This is a genomic window from Rhodanobacter sp. G1 (assembly GCF_055397855.1).
This window is the reverse complement of sequence record NZ_AP039674.1, coordinates 2,591,240-2,606,296: the sequence shown is the minus strand read 5'-3', so window position 1 is coordinate 2,606,296 and position 15,057 is coordinate 2,591,240. Positions and strand designations below refer to the sequence as shown.

Below are 15,057 nucleotides of genomic sequence, written 5' to 3'. Positions count from 1 at the left end.
TTGCGGCGGCGGCCGTGCAGGGACAAGGCAACGCATGACAGGGTCGCGAACGAAACGGCCCGCCATGTGGCGGGCCGTTTCGTCGCGCATGCCGTGGCGGCAGGTCAGTGCCTGTGGTGATCCTGCCAGCCATCGCCGCCACGTGCCGCAGGGCGCGCGCCCTGGGCCGGGCGTGCGGCAGGCCGATAGGCCGGCCCGTTGCCCGGTGCCGGGCGATACGTCTGCTGCATCGGGCGATAGGTTTGTTCGTGGTAGTAGTTCTGCGGCTGGTAGTGCGTCGGGCGGTAGCCGCCGTTGCTCGCCGGCCGGTAGCCGACGGCATGGCTGCGCGGTGCGTAGTTGGCCGAGCGCAGCTCGGCATTCGTCCGTGGCGCATAGCGCACGCCGCCCGGGCCGCCGTTGAAGCTGGGGCGATTGACGGGGCCGCCCGATACGACCGGTCGGTTGTAGACGTTGGTGATGCGGTTAGTGACGTGGTTCACCGAGCGGTTGTAGTAGAAGCCGCGGCCGCGCCAGTAGCCGCCGTCGTAGCCATGGCCACCGTAGCCGTAGCCGTAGTTGATGCCGCCGTAGTAGCCCACGTGCCGGCCCCAGTAGCCGGCGTGGAAGATGTACACGCCGCCGCTCCAGCCCCAGTAGCCCGGCGTCCACAGCGCGCCGACGTAGGGCGCCAGCACCCAGGCGCCCGGTACCCAGTAGTACTGCGCGCCATCCCAGGCCCAGTAGCCCGGCGTCCACATGTAGCCAGGGCCCGGGATGGGCGGCTGCACGTACACCGGCAGCGGCGGTGGCGCGAAGTTCACCGAGACGAACACGCCGGCGTGCGCGCGGCCGGGGATGGCGGCGGCGATGGCGGCGGCGAGCAGAACCGCCGCGCCGCGCGCCAGCCAGGGGCTGCGCAGGGTGAAACTGCTGGTGGCGATGCGGGTGTTCATGGCGATTCCCTGTTGACGGTTGTGGGCATGCTAACGCGGCATGCGCCTGCGCCGGCGACGGCCGGGCGCAGTGCGGTTCAGCACCTGGGCGGATTGCCGTATCGCGACTGAATGCGCGTCGCGGCGCCGGGCGATGGTTATGCTCGGGATTCGCAACGTGGCGTCTTTCCGAGAACAGGATTTCCGTGGCCAGCGTGCCGCGGGATCGCGGCCAGCCTGTGGATCCGGCTCTTGGGTCGGTCGTGTGATGCAGCAAGCAGCCGGACATCACCCACCACAGATCAGGAGTACGTCATGCATACCCGTTTTGAACGCAATGGCCCGTTGACCGAACTGGCCAGCTATCCGCAGTGGGCACAGGATGTGGTAGCCGATTGCGAAGCCACCCGCAGCAGGGTGCTCGGCCACGAAATCTGGGCGCGGATGACCGTGCTCGAGCTGGACGGCGAATCCACGTACAACTTCATGGCCGGCCTGTGGCCCTTCATCGAGCGCTTTCCCAGCTACATGGCGCTGAACCTGCTGAAGACCCGCTATGGCCGCAGCGAGGGCGACGACATGGCCCGGCGCTGGCTGGTGCGCAATATCCGCGTGGAGCAGAACCATGCCGAATACTGGCTGGATTGGGCCGAGGGCGCGGGCGTGCCGCGGGCGAGCCTGCTGCACAAGCCCGCCCCGGCCGGCACCGACGGCCTGTACCGCTGGTGCGAGGAAATCTGCACGCACGGCTCCCTGGCGGCGGGCCTGGCCGCCACCAACTACGCCATCGAGGGCGTCACCGGCGACTGGGCGCACATGGTGTATTCCAGCGCCGCATACCGCGACAGCTTCGCGCCGGAGGCGCGCGCTGCCAGCCTGCGCTGGCTCAAGTTGCATGCGGCCTATGACGATACCCATCCGTGGGAGGCGCTGGAGATCATCTGCGCCGTGCTGGGCAGCACGCCGTCGGCGGCGGATGTCACGCATCTCCGCGAATGCATCGAGCGCAGCTATCTGTGCATGATACTGCTCGGCGACCGCTGCATACGCACGCACCACGAGGCGCATCTGCAGGGTGGCGTGGCGGCGTAGATTCGCGGATTGTCCACATGGCCGCTTCGACAATGCGGCAGGGGAGCGGGCGGCACCGGCGTGCCGCCCGCAATTTGGCATCATGGCACCGGCTCGATGGCGGAGGTTTCCGCGGCAGGGATTACGAAGCATTTCGATGGTAAAGATGCAGAAGCCATTGTGGCGACGCCTGATACCGCTGGCCTGGGGGCTGGCGGCAGCGGTCGTGCTGTTGTTCGCGCTGGCCTGGGGCGTGCTGCAGGTGCAGGTGACGCTGGCCGGGTTCCTCAACAGCGAAAGTGTCTGGTCGAAGGCGCAGAAGCAGGCGGTGATCGACCTGGAAAATTACGCTGCGTACGGCGATGCGAGCGATCTGGCCGGCTATCGCCGCAACCACGGCGTGCTCGCCGCCGACCGCTGGGGCCGCGACGCCATCATCGGCGGGCGCTACGACAAGGCGCGCGTCCACCAGGTGTTCGTGCAGGGCAACATGCTGCCGGCGGCCGAGCGCGGCATGACCTTCATGCTGGCGCATTTCTCCAACGCGCCCTACATGGCGTCGGCCATCGAGGCCTGGCGATCCACCGACGGCGACATTGCCCAACTCGACGTGATCGCCGGCGAACTGCAGCGGGCCTACGCGGCCGGCGCGCCCAGCCAGGCGGAAATCGACCGGCAGCGCGCGCGCATCGCGGCGATCAATGAGGACATCGCGCCGCGCAGCAACCGCTTCGCGCTGCAGATGGTGAGTGGCGCGGTGTGGCTCGGGCGCGCGCTGTTCGCCGCGGTGTTGCTGGCCGTGCTGCTGGTGGCGGTGCTGTGGCTGGGCATGGCGCGGCGCGTGCTGGATCGCATCCGCGGCAGCGAGGAGCGCTATCGCCTGCTGTTCGAGAGCGCGGTCGTGGCCATCGCGATCGTGGACGAGGCCGACGGCCGCATCCTGGAGGCGAACCAGCAGGCTTCGGAATGGACGGGACGCGCGCCGGAAGCCCTGATCGGCACGCGTTTCGACGACTTGTTCGTGCCCGATTCCGAGCATGCGGTCGGCCCAGCGCTGCAGGCCATGCTGTACGGCGGCGACGGCTCGCAACGGCCGGTGGAAATGCAGGTCAGCCACACCCTGTGGGGGCGGCGCCCGGTATGCCAGATGATCGTGCGCGACATCTCCGAGCGCGTGATGCTGGAGCGCGAACGGCGCGTGGCGTCCGAGGCGCTGGCCAGCATCGCCGAGGGCGTCATCATCGCGGACGCCGAGCGCCGGGTGATCTCGGTCAACACGGCGCACGTGGAAATCACCGGCTTCACCGCGCAGATGCTGGAAGGGCGGCGCTTCGACGAGCTGCGCCGCATGCCCGACGGCACGCCGTTGCCGGCGTCGATCTGGTCAAGCATTGCCGGCGGCGGCAACTGGGGCGGCGAGGTGCTGGGCCAGTACGCCGACGGCAGCAGCTATCCCGAGCAGATCAGCATCAGCGCGATCCGCGACGCCCAGCGCCAGGTGCTGCATTACGTGGCGGTGTTCAGCAACATCCAGGCGCTGAAGGTGCACCGGCGCCGGCTGGAGCACATGGCCAGCCACGATGCGCTCACCGGCCTGTACAACCGTTCGGAGTTCGAGCGCCGCGTGGAGGCGGCGATCGTGGCGGCGACGCGCACGCGCACCGCGATAGCGGTGCTGTTCGTGGATCTGGATGCGTTCAAGATCGTCAACGACAGCTACAGCCACGCCATCGGCGACCGCCTGCTGCAGAAGGTCGCCGAGCGCATCAGCCAGCAACTGGGCACGAACGACGCGGCCGGGCGCATCGGCGGCGACGAATTCACCGTATTGCTGGACAACCTCGAACTGCGCGAAGACGCCGGTGCCGTGGCCGAGCGCCTGCTCGCCAGCCTGGCCGAGACGATGGTGGTGGAGGATTGCGAGCTGGCGCTGAGCGCCAGCATAGGCATCGCCGGCTATCCGCTGGACGGCGGCGACGCGGCCACCCTGATCGCCAACGCCGACGCCGCGATGTACGCGGCGAAGAACAGCGAACGCAACACCTTCCGCTTCTACACGCCGATCATGCAGGCCGACGCGCGCCAGCGCCTGCTGCTGGTGTCGGAACTGCGCCGCGCGCTGGCCGAGGACGAGTTCCGCCTGAATTTCCAGCCCAGCGTGGACATGCGCAGCGGACGCATCGTGGCGGTGGAGGCGCTGCTGCGCTGGCAGCATCCCAAGCGCGGCGAACTGCCGCCGTCGGAGTTCATCCCGGTGGCGGAGAGCCTGGGCCTGATCCGCCGCATCGACGAGTGGGTGCTGCAATCGGCCTGCGCCCAGATCAGCGCCTGGAACCGCATCGGCATGCCGCCGATCCGCGTGGCGGTGAACGTGTCCGCGCGCTGGTTCGGCCATGCCGGTTTCATCGCCCACCTCGACCGCACCCTGCGAGCGCATGATGTGGCGCCGAACCGGCTGGCGCTGGAAATCACCGAGGGCGCCATGCTGAGGCTGGGCGACGACACCGAGCGCACCATGCACGCGCTGCATGCGTTGGGCGTGGAGGTGGCGATCGACGACTTCGGCACCGGCTACTCGTCGATGGCCTATCTCAAGCTGCCCTCGGTGACCAGCCTGAAGATCGACCGCTCCTTCGTCACCGGCCTGCCGGGCGAGACCAACGACGTGGCCATCGCCGAGGCCATCATGGCGATGGCGCGCAGCCTGGGCCTGCGCACCATCGCCGAGGGCATCGAAACCGAGGCGCAGCACGAGTTCCTGCTGCGCGCCGGCTGCGACGAGGGGCAGGGCTACCTCTACTCGGCCGCCGTGCCGCCGGCCGCCATCGAGCGCATGCTCAACGTGCGCGCGCGGACGGGGCCGGCGCCGTTGAGCCTGGTGCCGCATCGCCGCGGTTGATGGAGCGCCCTGCGTGACCGATGCCTTCGAGCTGGACGCCTATCTGCAACGCATCGGCCATCGCGGCGCGGCCACGCCGGATTTCGCCACGCTTGGCGCGCTGGCGGCGGCCCATGCGGCGGCGATCCCGTTCGAGAACCTCGATCCGTTCTGCGGCGTGCCGGTGCAACTGCAGCCCGAGGCCATCGTGCGCAAGCTGCTGCACCAGGGACGCGGCGGCTATTGCTTCGAGCAGAACCTGCTGTTCGCCGCCGCGCTGCGCGCCATCGGCTACGCGGTGCAGGGACTGATCGCGCGCGTGCTGTGGAACCAGCCGGAGGACGCGATTACCGGGCAGACCCACATGCTGCTGCTGGCGAGCGCCGGCGACGCGCATTGGCTGGCCGACGTGGGCTTCGGCAGCATGACCCTGGCCGGCGCGCTGCGGCTGGAGCCGAACGTGCCGCAGCCGACCGCGCTGGAGCCGTTCCGGCTGCTCGAGCGCGACGGAGAATGGCGGCTGCAGGCCTGCGTGCGCGGCGACTGGCTCACGCTGTACCGCTTCGACCTGCAGCCGCACGAGCACATCGACTACGTGGTGGCCAACCACTTCGTCTCCACCTTCCCGGACTCGCGCTTCGTGCGTCATCTGGTTGCCGCACGCACGGCTGCCGACCGTCGCCTCAGCCTGCTCGATCGCGAGTTCACCGTGCGCCGCCCCGGGCAGGAGCCCGAGCGCCGCAGCTTGCGCGACGGCGCGGAAGCGTGCCGCGTGCTGGAGCGGGAATTCCTGCTGCGCCTGCCGGATCGCGCCGGGCTGGAGCGGCGGATCGATCAGTTGCCTTGAGAGCCTGTTCACGATCTTTTCCAAAAGGAGAGACAATGTGCGGATGCGCAAGAAGACATATCCAAGTGATTTGAGCCGGGAACGGTTCGAGCTGATTCGGCCCTGTTGGAGCAAGCCCGCAAGCGAACCAAGCCACGCACGGTAGATCTGTACGAGGTGTGGTGCGCGGTGCTGTACCTACTGCGCACGGGCTGCCGGTGGCGGGCGTTGACCAGCGATTTCCCGAAGTGGCGCACGGTGCACGCGTATTTCCAGATATGGAGCGAAGTCGACAAGGACGGGGTGAGCCTGCTGGAGCGGGCGCTCAAAAAATCAGGTTGGCGTGGCCCGCGAGAAGGGGGCACCGCCTGCAGCCAGCTCTTGATCGTGGACGCGCAGAGCGTGAAGAACACGGATACGGCCGGCCAGAAGGGCTATGACGCCGGCAAGAAGGTGTCGGGGATCAAGCGGCACCTCGCGGTGGACACGCAGAGTTTACCGCACGCCATCGCGGTGACCACGGCGGAGGTGACCGATCGCCAGGGGGCCTTGCAGGCGTTCGAGCGCGGTAAGGCCAACCTGGGCCAGGTGCAAAGCGTGCTGGCGGACAGCGGCTACGTAGGCCACCCCTTTGCGCAGGGCGTGCAAAAGGTCTTGGGCGAACACACGTCAGGGCATGTCCTATGATTTTGTGTAAACGGGTTCTTGGCAGGAAACTGCCGTTTAACCCGGAGACACCATGAGTCCACCCCGCAAGCACGACGTACCGCACGAACTGCTCGACAGCCTGCTGGCCAACTACTCCAAGCCTGAAGACCTGATCGGCGAGAACGGCCTGCTCAAGCAGCTGACCAAGCTGCTGGTCGAGAAGGCGCTGGATGTGGAGATGACCGAGCACCTCGGTCACGAGAGGTATGAGCCGGTGTCCAACGCCGCCGGCAACACCCGCAACGGCCGCGACGGCACCTTCGAGCCGAAGCTGGTCCCCAAGCATCAGACCCGCTGGACCGGCTTCGACGACAAGATCCTGTCGCTGTATGCCCGCGGCATGACGGTGCGTGAGATCCAGGCGCACCTGGAAGAGATGTACGGCGCCGAGGTGTCGCCCAGCCTGATCTCCTCGGTGACCGATGCCGTGGTCGATGAGGTGAAGATCTGGCAGAGCCGGCCGCTGGATCCGGTGTACCCGATCGTCTACCTCGACTGCATCCACGTGAAGGTGCGCGAGGGTGCGGTGCGGGTGAAGGCGGTCTACCTGGCCATCGGCATCACCATGGCCGGCGAGAAGGAGGTGCTGGGCCTGTGGCTGGCCCAGACCGAGGGCGCGAAGTTCTGGATGCAGGTGGTGACGGAGCTACGCAACCGCGGCGTGCAGGACATCTTCATTGCCTGCGTCGACGGCCTGAAGGGCTTCCCCGAAGCGATCGAGGCGGTGTTCCCGCAGACGACGGTGCAGTTGTGCATCGTGCACATGGTGCGGCACAGCCTGAACTACGTGTCGTGGAAGCGGCGACCGGAGGTAGCGGCTGACCTCAAGCGCATCTACACCTGCGCCACCGCCGAGGAGGCCGAACTGCGGCTCGCCGAATTCGAGGCGCACTGGGATGAGGAGTACCCGCCCATCAGCCAGTCGTGGCGGCGCAACTGGCCGCGCCTGATCCCGTTCTTCGACTACCCGCCGGAGATCCGCAAGGTGATCTACACCACCAACGCCATCGAGTCGGTCAACTACGGCCTGCGCAGGCTGACCAAGCACCGCGGTGCGTTCCCCAGCGACGAGGCGTTGATGAAACTGCTGTATCTCGCCCTGCGCAACATCAGCAAGCGGTGGACGCTGCCCATACGCGATTGGAAGGCTGCACTCAACCGCTTTACCATCCAGTTCGAGGGACGCTTCCCTCAGCCGTAAACCAACCCGCCCGGTTTACACAAAATTCTGCACACGCTCTTGCCCAGCCACGGGAAAATATCGCTTTCCAGTCGGCGGATAACCTTGGTCGCGTAGTTGTCGCTCCAGCTTGTCTTTTGCTTGGCGAACCACTCGCGGCCTACGACCTCGAAACTGTTCGCCGCTGCGGCTTCGCTGGCGACCTTAACCGCCTTTCGTTGTGCGCCGGGGTCAATGCCTGTGGCGAGTTGCTTGCGAGCTTCTGCGAGTCGCTCGCGAGCGTCAGCAAGGCTTACTTCCGGGTAGGTGCCAAGAGAAGGGTGTTCCGCTTTTTGGTGACTGGTCGGCGGTAGTCGTAACGCCACCAACGTGCGCCATCTGGGCGCAGCAGCAGATAAAGGCCATTCCCATCGCGCAGCTTTTGATCGCGTTCGTTGGGCTTGGCTTTGCGGATAGCAGTATCGGTAAGGGACATTAGGCGGCTCCGTGACGGTAACAGGTTAGGGATGTGCCCCGGTTACCGCCAAACTTACCGCCAGTTACCGCTGGATTCGGCCGGTCTAGACTGGACTGCCTTGGATACAAGAAAGGCCGAAAACCCGTTATTTCTAGGGGTTTCCGGCCTTGGTTGCACCGTCTAGGACGGATAGATGGTGGAGCCAGGGAGGATCGAACTCCCGACCTCGTCATTGCGAACGACGCGCTCTCCCAGCTGAGCTATGGCCCCGAAAAGGGAAGGCGCATGATAGCCACTCGGGCTGGGGCGGGCAAGCCTGCGGCGTGCTCAGGCGGGCAGCAGGGCAGGCAGGCGTTCGCGCAGCACTTCGCCGCGCCAGCCGTCGAGGAAGTCCGGCCATTCGGCGGTGACCACGTATTCCTCCAGCACCTTGCGCGGGCAGAGCAGGCCGGGTGGCAGGTCGAGCTCGGCGGCGCGCTGGTCGATCAGTTCCTTCATCGCGTTCAGCGCCTTTTTCGCCTCACCCTGCGGGTGGGCGGGAATGGGGCGGGTGGCGGCGATCTCGTCGGCGGCCAGCGGTTCGCGCAACAGGGCGAACAGTTCGCCGCGCTGGGCGCTGCGCAGGGCGCGCTGGCCGCGCCCGCGCTGTTCGAGTTCGGCGAGGCCGGCCGGCGGTTGCTGGGCCAGGCTCATGGCGAGCGCGTCGTCGAGCAGCCAGGGGCGCGGACGATCAAGCGTGCGCGCGCTGCGGTCGCGCCACAGCAGGATGCGGCGCAGCAGGGCCTGCTGTTCCGGCGGCCATTCGGCGGCGCCGCGCATGGCGCGCTGCGGCTGCGGGTCGCCGTCGCGGTGGCTGGCGCGGCGCTTCAGGCGTTCGCAGTCTTCGGCGAACCAGTCGCTGCGGCCGCGCTGGCGCAGGCGTTCGGCGAGCTGGGCATGGATGGATTCCAGGTACACCACGTCTAGCGTGGCGTAGCTGCGCTGCGAGGCGGTGAGCGGGCGCTGCATCCAGTCCGAGCGCGTCTCGCCCTTGTCCAGTTCGTCGCCGCACAGTTCCGCGACCAGCGCGCGATAGCTGATGCCCAGCCCCATGCCGACGAAGGCGGCGGCGATCTGGGTGTCGAACAGCACGCGCGGGCCGTCGGGCAGCAGCGGCGCCAGCGTTTCCAGATCCTCGCCGGCGCTGTGCATCACGGTGACGGCGTCGCCGTGGCCCAGCTTCGGCTGCAGCGCGTCGCCGATGGCGAAGGCCAGCGGATCGACCAGCGCGTGGCGACCGCGGCAACCCAGTTGGAGCAGGGCGAGCTGCGGATGGAAGCTGTCGCGGCGCATGAACTCGGTGTCCATGCCGATCACGGCGTCCGCCGGCACGTCGTTCAGCCAGGCTTGCAGCATGGCGCGGTCGGCGATCCAGTCGGCGTTGGCGTCGGGCAGGGGCATGCGTATTCCTTGAAATCGCGGGGGCGTGGATTGCCCCGTCACCGGCGGTGACATAAGGTGGGCGGACGACGATAACAGGCCGATCCGGGAACGCCCAAGCATGCCGAGCAACGACACGCTGCAACGTCAACGCAATTTCGGCGGCATGGTCGGCATCGTCGTGCTGGCCCTTGGCCTGGGCTACCACTTTTTTCCCAATCTGTTCCATGCCGAGCCGGATGAAGCAGTGCGGCGCAGCGTGCCGGCGCCGCCGGCGAACGCGGCGGGCAGCGCGGCGATGGCCAGCGAACCGGCCGCCGGGGAGCTGAACGCCGGGCCGCCGCTGACCCTGGCGCCCACTGCGGTGATCGCCGCGCGGCTGGCGCGCGAGCACGCGGATCTGCCGAAGCAGCTCACGCCGGATCCGCCGAAGCTGCGCGCGTTGCTGGATCGCGCCGACAAGGCGCTGGCCGCCGGCCGCCTGGCCGGCGACGCGGACAGCGCCGCCGCGCTCTACCTGCAGGCGGCCAAGGAAAAGCCCGACAGCCGCCGCGCCGCGCAAGGCGTGATCGACGTGCGCGCGCGCCTGGCGGCGCAGACCGAACGCGACATCGCGCTGGGCAACGCCGAGGATGCGGGCGAGCACCTGGCGGCGTTGCAGCAATTGCCCGGCAGCGACGGCGACGCCATGCGCCTGTCGGCCGCGCTCAACACGCTCGCCGAAGTGCGTCCGCTGCTGGCCAAGGCGGCCGGCCTGCTGCAGCAGGGCAAGGCGGATCAACCCGTCGGTCGCAGTGCGCTGGACGTCTACCGCGAGGTGCAGCGGCGCGATCCGCAGAACGCGGTGGCCGAGCAGGGCATCCTGGACGTGCAGCGGGCGGTGCTGGATCGCGCGCTGGCCGCGGTGGCGCAGAACGACTTCACCGTCGCGGACAAGGTGCTGGCCGAGGCGCAGGCGATCCGCCCGGGCTCGCAGCAACTGCACGACGTGCGCCAGCGCGTGGCCGGCGTGCGCAATGCGCGCGCCAGCAGCGTGCTGGATCAGGCCCGCTCCGCGCTGGATGCCGGCAACATCGCGATGGCCAGGCAGCTCGCCGCGCAGGCGCAGGCGATCAGCCCGCAACTGCCCGATCTCGCCGCGTTCGGCCAGCAACTGCTCAACGCCCAGCTCTACGACAGCCACAAGCCGGGGCAGGTGTTCAGCGACCGCTACGTGGACATGACGGGACAATCGCCCGCGATGGTGGTGATTCCCACCGGCAGCTTCCTGATGGGGGCGGCCGGTGGCGACAGCAGCCGCGAGGCGAGCGAACAGCCGCAGCACAGGGTCGAGATCGCGCAAGGCTTCGCGATGTCGCGCAGCGCGATCACGGTGGGCCAGTTTCGCGAGTTCGTGCGCGCGAGCGGCTACGTGCCCGATTCGGTGAAGCACGGCGGCGCCAGCGTCTACGACGAGCGCAGCGGCGCGATGCGCGACGACAGCCGCGCCACCTGGCAGGACGACTACGCCGGACGCAAGGCCGCCGACAACCTGCCCGTGGTCAACATCTCGTGGGGCGACGCCAAGGCCTACGCCGACTGGTTGAGAGAACGCACCGGCAAGCCCTACCACCTGCCCAGCGAGGCCGAGTTCGCCTACGCGCTGCGCGGCGCCACCACCACGCGCTATTGGTGGGGCGACGGCACGCCTGCCGGCACGGTGGAAAACCTCACCGGCTCGAAGGATCGCTCGCCCAGCGGCCGGCGCTGGAACCACGCGTTCCGCAACTACGGCGACGGCTACTGGGGGCCGGCGCCGGTGATGAGCTTCGCGCCCAATCCGTTCGGCCTCTACGACATGGGCGGCAACGTCACGGAATGGACGGCCGACTGCTGGCACGACAACTACATCCGTGCGCCCGTCGACGGCACCGCGTGGATCAATCCGGGCTGCAGCACGCGCGTGCTGCGCGGCGGATCATGGGGCAGTTCGCCCGAGCAGGCGCGCTCGGCGTGGCGGCAGGGCGCCGATGCCGGCACGCGCAGCGGGCGCGTCGGTTTCCGCGTGGTGCGCGATCTTTGAATTTGTCGCGTCGCGACTACACCAAACACCTAAATTTCGCGTAGATTGTGCATGCCGCACGGCCATCGCCTCATCGGGGGCGGTGCCTCAATCACTACTGATGGATGCCCATGGCTACCAAGACCACTGCCAAGAAAGCCCCCGCCAAGGCCGCCAAGCCGGCGCCGAAGGCTCCCGCCGCCGTCAAGCCGATCAGCGACTCGCTGAGCAAGTCCGGCCTGATCGCCCACATCGCCCAGCACGCTGGCGTCGAAGCCAAGCACGTCAAGGCGGTGCTGGCCTCGCTGGAGCACGTCGTGCTCGGCTCGCTGCACAAGAAGGGCGTCGGCCAGTTCACCCTGCCGGGCCTGTTCAAGGTCAACGCGGTGAAGGTGCCGGCCAAGCCGAAGCGCACCGGCATCAACCCGTTCACCAAGCAGGAGCAGGTATTCGCCGCCAAGCCGGCCACCGTGAAGGTGAAGGTGCGTCCGCTGAAGAAGCTCAAGGACGCCGCGCTCTGAGCGCTCCGCTGCCTGGCCGGCGCAGCGCCGGCAGGCATGCATCACGGCCCGCTTCGACGGGCATGGCACAGGCCGCGCAAGCGGCCTGTGTCGTTTCATACCCGTGCGCGGCCACGGCGGCAGGCTAGACTTGTCCGCCACGAATCCACGAGCCAGCGAGGAACAGCGCGTGCCAGCATCCATGCCGCAAGCGGTCGATACCCCACTCACGCATGCCGCGATCTTCCTGGTCGTGACGCTGAATCCGGGGCCGGAACACCGCGACGCCGTGCGCGCGTTCTGCGGCGACCTGCCCGGCCTGCTGCGTGCGGTGGGTTTCCGCGACCTCGACGGGCGCCTGTCCTGCGTCACCGCGTTCGGCTCCGACGCCTGGGACGGCCTGTTCGGGTCGCCGCGGCCGAAGGAGCTGCATCCGTTCCGCGAGATCCGCGGCGCGCACCACGCGGTGGCCACGCCGGGCGACATCCTGTTCCACATCCGCGCCATGCGCATGGATCTGTGCTTCGAGCTGGCGATGCAGATCATGGCCAGGCTCGGCGGCGCCGTCGCGGTGGCGGACGAGGTGCACGGCTTCAAGTACTTCGACAACCGCGACCTGCTCGGCTTCGTCGACGGCACGGAGAACCCCCTGGGGCAGGAGGCGACCGGCGTCACCGTGATCGGCGACGAGGACGCGGCGTTCGCCGGCGGCAGCTACGTGATCGTGCAGAAGTACCTGCACGACATGCGGGGCTGGGACAGCCTGCCGGTGGAGGCGCAGGAAAAGATCATCGGCCGCACCAAGTTCGCCAACGTCGAGCTCGACGACGCGGTGAAGCCGAGCTGCGCGCACAACGCGCTGACCACCATCGTCGAGGACGGCGAGGAGCTGGACATCGTGCGCGACAACATGCCGTTCGGCGACGTGGGCAAGGGCGAGTTCGGCACCTATTTCATCGGCTACGCCAAGTCGCCGCGCCGGATCGAGCGGATGCTGGAGAACATGTTCGTCGGCAATCCGCCGGGCAATTACGACCGGCTGCTCGACTACAGCCGCGCCGTCACCGGCTCGCTGTTCTTCGTGCCGCCGGCGGCGTTCCTGGAGAGCTTCGGGGACTGACCGAACGCCCGCGCGGCTAGACGATGGGCACCTGGTTGACGTTGTTCTTCGGATCCGCCCAGAACGCCTCGTTCGCGAAGCGTCCGAAGATCTCGCGCGGCAGGATGGGCTGGCGTTCGAGGGCCTCCACCTTGGGCCGCACCGAATGCAGGCCGGGCATGCCGACGCGGGCGTCGAACTCGTCGGCGTTGTATTCGATGCGGTCGAAGTCGTGCTCGAACCACGGCTCGCCGAGGAAGCGGTAGACCGCGCGCATCGCCGCGGCCGGATCGCGCACCAGGCTCTCGTAGGTCAGCATCAGCAGGTGATCCTGCGCATGCTGGCCGTAGAACGCGTCCTTGGTGGCCTGGTAGGCGAAGCCCACCATGCCGCGCGGGTCGGTCAACGCCTCGATGCGCGAGTACACCGTGGTGTTGGTGTCGAAGCGGAACACCTTGCTGACGCTGACCGGCTGCCGGCGCACCAGCCGCTCCATGCTGTCCAGCACCCATGCCAGCTGGCGCACGCAGGCGATCACCTTCACGCCGGGGAACAGCATGTCGAGCAGTTGCATGCGGCTGCACCACAGCCGGCTGGTGTCGAACACCACCCCGGCGCCCGCCTGCACCGAGTAGAAGTTCTCGACCAGGCCGCGCAGCAGCGCGACGCGCTGCTCGTCGGAAACGTCGAAGGAGAAATCGTTCTTGCTGCTCGCCTCGGCCATCACCACGCCCATGATGTCGGCCAGCGGGCTGGTCATGCCGGCGCGGAAGCGCGGGTTCTGGTTGAGGATGGCGGCCAGCAGGGTGCTGCCCGCGCGCGGCAGGCCGGAGATGAAGTGGAATTTCCGTGGCGCGCCGGCGGCATCGGGGGCGGTGGGCATGGGCAAGCTCTCCTCTCGATCAACGCGGTGGGATTCGTCGGATGGTACGCGAGCCGCTCACGGCGGGGACGCGGTCGAGGCGCGTATGCGCATCTCGTAGCCGACCTCGACCATGCGGGCTTCGCCCTTGTCCTGCACGCGCAGCAGCAGTTCCTCGGTGGCGCGCCGGCCCATCTCGCGCACGGGCTGGTGCACGGTGGTCAGCGGCGGCCATACCTGGGTGGCGATGTTGGTGTCGTCGAAGCCGCAGATGGAGATGTCGCCGGGTACCGCCACGCCGGCTTCGGCGGCGGCCCAGATCGCGCCGGTGGCCATGTCGTCGTCGGCCGCGAAGATGGCGGTGGGCCGTTGCCGCAGCGCCAGCAACTGGCGCGTGGCCGCCACGCCGGACTCGAAGGAGAAGCGGCCCTGCACCATGTACGCGGGGTTTTCCCGCAGGCCCGCGCGCTTCATGCCGTCGCGGAAGCCGGCCAGGCGCCAGACGCCGCCGCCGTGCTTGGGGTCGCCGATGATGTGGGCGATGCGCCGGTGGCCTAGCGAGGCGAGGTATTCCACCATCGCCGCGGCGGCCTCGCGCTCGCGCAGCAGCACGCCGATGCAGTCTTTCGAATGCAGCGGGGCGATGGAGGCGAACGGCAGGCCGTTCCTGCGCAGGCAGTCGAGCAGTTGCGGGTGGTCGGTGAGCGGCGGGGTGAGGATCAGCCCGTCGGGCCGGTGCCGCGACAGGATGTCCTCGACGCGCTCGGCGAGATCCGGCGCCGTCGAGACCAGCGGCTGCACCATCATGCTGTAGTGCTGCGCCTCGCAGGCCGCCAGCACGCCGGCCTGCACCTCCATGATGTAGCTGGGCGACAGGTTGTCGTACAGCAGGCCGATCATGAAGGAACGGTTGGTGGCCAGGCTGCGCGCCGAGGTGAGCGGGCGGTAGTTGAGTTCCGCCATCGCCGCCAGCACGCGTTCGCGCACCGCGTCGCGCACGTTCGGCTCGCTGTTGAGCACGCGCGACACGGTTTTCTTCGAGGTGCCCGAGGCGCGGGCGACGTCGTTGATGGTCACGCGCGCCATGGGCGCCTGCTCGTGT

Annotated in this window: 12 protein-coding genes, 1 tRNA gene and 2 pseudogenes; 8 read left to right on the top strand and 7 right to left on the bottom strand. The window is 68.3% G+C overall.

Annotated features, from left to right (window positions below; genetic code table 11):
* Window positions 1-104: 104 nt before the first annotated feature.
* Window positions 105-935, bottom strand: a complete 831-nt coding sequence (locus tag ACZ5Z2_RS11650; protein ID WP_464758746.1) for a YXWGXW repeat-containing protein — start codon at window positions 933-935, stop codon at window positions 105-107.
* Window positions 936-1,229: 294 nt separating this feature from the next.
* Here ACZ5Z2_RS11650 and ACZ5Z2_RS11645 point away from each other — a divergent pair, with 294 nt between their 5' ends.
* The 5 genes and pseudogenes from ACZ5Z2_RS11645 (at window position 1,230) to ACZ5Z2_RS11625 (ending at window position 7,598) form a co-directional block, all read left to right on the top strand.
* On the top strand, window positions 1,230-2,006 hold the full coding sequence (locus tag ACZ5Z2_RS11645; RefSeq protein WP_464758745.1) for a TenA family transcriptional regulator: 777 nt from the start codon (window positions 1,230-1,232) through the stop codon (window positions 2,004-2,006).
* A gap of 145 nt (window positions 2,007-2,151) precedes the next feature.
* Window positions 2,152-4,884, top strand: coding sequence for a putative bifunctional diguanylate cyclase/phosphodiesterase (locus ACZ5Z2_RS11640; protein WP_464758744.1), 2,733 nt, complete (start codon window positions 2,152-2,154; stop codon window positions 4,882-4,884).
* 13 nt (window positions 4,885-4,897) lie between these two features.
* A complete protein-coding gene (locus tag ACZ5Z2_RS11635; RefSeq protein ID WP_464758743.1) occupies window positions 4,898-5,710 on the top strand; it encodes an arylamine N-acetyltransferase family protein in 813 nt (270 codons plus the stop codon).
* Between the two features lie 43 nt (window positions 5,711-5,753).
* A pseudogene (locus tag ACZ5Z2_RS11630) lies at window positions 5,754-6,361 on the top strand (IS5 family transposase); the annotation flags it as partial.
* Between the two features lie 67 nt (window positions 6,362-6,428).
* The gene (locus ACZ5Z2_RS11625; protein ID WP_464758742.1) at window positions 6,429-7,598 is read left to right on the top strand and encodes an IS256 family transposase; all 1,170 of its coding nucleotides are present in this window, start codon (window positions 6,429-6,431) and stop codon (window positions 7,596-7,598) included.
* Here the strand turns inward: ACZ5Z2_RS11625 and ACZ5Z2_RS11620 are convergent.
* The 4 genes and pseudogenes from ACZ5Z2_RS11620 to ACZ5Z2_RS11605 form a co-directional block, all read right to left on the bottom strand.
* The gene (locus tag ACZ5Z2_RS11620) at window positions 7,589-7,813 is read right to left on the bottom strand and encodes a phage integrase central domain-containing protein (protein WP_464761701.1); all 225 of its coding nucleotides are present in this window, start codon (window positions 7,811-7,813) and stop codon (window positions 7,589-7,591) included. The two genes, ACZ5Z2_RS11625 and ACZ5Z2_RS11620, sit on opposite strands and share 10 nt — an antisense overlap.
* 33 nt (window positions 7,814-7,846) lie before the next feature.
* Window positions 7,847-8,052, bottom strand: a pseudogene (locus ACZ5Z2_RS11615) (Arm DNA-binding domain-containing protein); the annotation flags it as partial.
* A 176-nt stretch (window positions 8,053-8,228) separates the two neighbouring features.
* Window positions 8,229-8,304, bottom strand: a tRNA-Ala gene (locus ACZ5Z2_RS11610).
* A gap of 57 nt (window positions 8,305-8,361) precedes the next feature.
* The gene (locus tag ACZ5Z2_RS11605) at window positions 8,362-9,474 is read right to left on the bottom strand and encodes a ribonuclease D (RefSeq protein WP_464758740.1); all 1,113 of its coding nucleotides are present in this window, start codon (window positions 9,472-9,474) and stop codon (window positions 8,362-8,364) included.
* Window positions 9,475-9,574: 100 nt separating this feature from the next.
* Between ACZ5Z2_RS11605 and ACZ5Z2_RS11600 the strand changes: the two genes are divergently transcribed.
* The 3 genes from ACZ5Z2_RS11600 to ACZ5Z2_RS11590 all read left to right on the top strand — a co-directional run bounded on the left by ACZ5Z2_RS11600 (window position 9,575) and on the right by ACZ5Z2_RS11590 (window position 13,114).
* Entirely contained in the window at window positions 9,575-11,515 is a 1,941-nt protein-coding gene (locus ACZ5Z2_RS11600) for a formylglycine-generating enzyme family protein (RefSeq protein ID WP_464758739.1), read from the top strand.
* A 110-nt stretch (window positions 11,516-11,625) separates the two neighbouring features.
* Entirely contained in the window at window positions 11,626-12,015 is a 390-nt protein-coding gene (locus tag ACZ5Z2_RS11595; RefSeq protein ID WP_404612651.1) for an HU family DNA-binding protein, read from the top strand.
* Between the two features lie 169 nt (window positions 12,016-12,184).
* Entirely contained in the window at window positions 12,185-13,114 is a 930-nt protein-coding gene (locus tag ACZ5Z2_RS11590) for a Dyp-type peroxidase (protein ID WP_464758738.1), read from the top strand.
* A gap of 16 nt (window positions 13,115-13,130) precedes the next feature.
* Here the strand turns inward: ACZ5Z2_RS11590 and ACZ5Z2_RS11585 are convergent, their stop codons facing one another.
* Entirely contained in the window at window positions 13,131-13,976 is an 846-nt protein-coding gene (locus ACZ5Z2_RS11585; RefSeq protein ID WP_464758737.1) for a sulfotransferase family protein, read from the bottom strand.
* 57 nt (window positions 13,977-14,033) lie between these two features.
* The gene (locus ACZ5Z2_RS11580) at window positions 14,034-15,041 is read right to left on the bottom strand and encodes a LacI family DNA-binding transcriptional regulator (RefSeq protein ID WP_464758736.1); all 1,008 of its coding nucleotides are present in this window, start codon (window positions 15,039-15,041) and stop codon (window positions 14,034-14,036) included.
* Window positions 15,042-15,057: the final 16 nt, after the last annotated feature.

What these genes read in the sequence shown, in the direction of transcription:
- ACZ5Z2_RS11650 (WP_464758746.1), bottom strand. Translation starts at nt 935, where the DNA reads ATGAACACCCGCATCGCCACCAGCAGTTTCACCCTGCGCAGCCCCTGG.
- ACZ5Z2_RS11645 (WP_464758745.1), top strand. Translation starts at nt 1,230, where the DNA reads ATGCATACCCGTTTTGAACGCAATGGCCCGTTGACCGAACTGGCCAGC.
- ACZ5Z2_RS11640 (WP_464758744.1), top strand. Translation starts at nt 2,152, where the DNA reads ATGCAGAAGCCATTGTGGCGACGCCTGATACCGCTGGCCTGGGGGCTG.
- ACZ5Z2_RS11625 (WP_464758742.1), top strand. Translation starts at nt 6,429, where the DNA reads ATGAGTCCACCCCGCAAGCACGACGTACCGCACGAACTGCTCGACAGC.
- ACZ5Z2_RS11605 (WP_464758740.1), bottom strand. Translation starts at nt 9,474, where the DNA reads ATGCCCCTGCCCGACGCCAACGCCGACTGGATCGCCGACCGCGCCATG.
- ACZ5Z2_RS11600 (WP_464758739.1), top strand. Translation starts at nt 9,575, where the DNA reads ATGCCGAGCAACGACACGCTGCAACGTCAACGCAATTTCGGCGGCATG.
- ACZ5Z2_RS11595 (WP_404612651.1), top strand. Translation starts at nt 11,626, where the DNA reads ATGGCTACCAAGACCACTGCCAAGAAAGCCCCCGCCAAGGCCGCCAAG.
- ACZ5Z2_RS11585 (WP_464758737.1), bottom strand. Translation starts at nt 13,976, where the DNA reads ATGCCCACCGCCCCCGATGCCGCCGGCGCGCCACGGAAATTCCACTTC.
- ACZ5Z2_RS11580 (WP_464758736.1), bottom strand. Translation starts at nt 15,041, where the DNA reads ATGGCGCGCGTGACCATCAACGACGTCGCCCGCGCCTCGGGCACCTCG.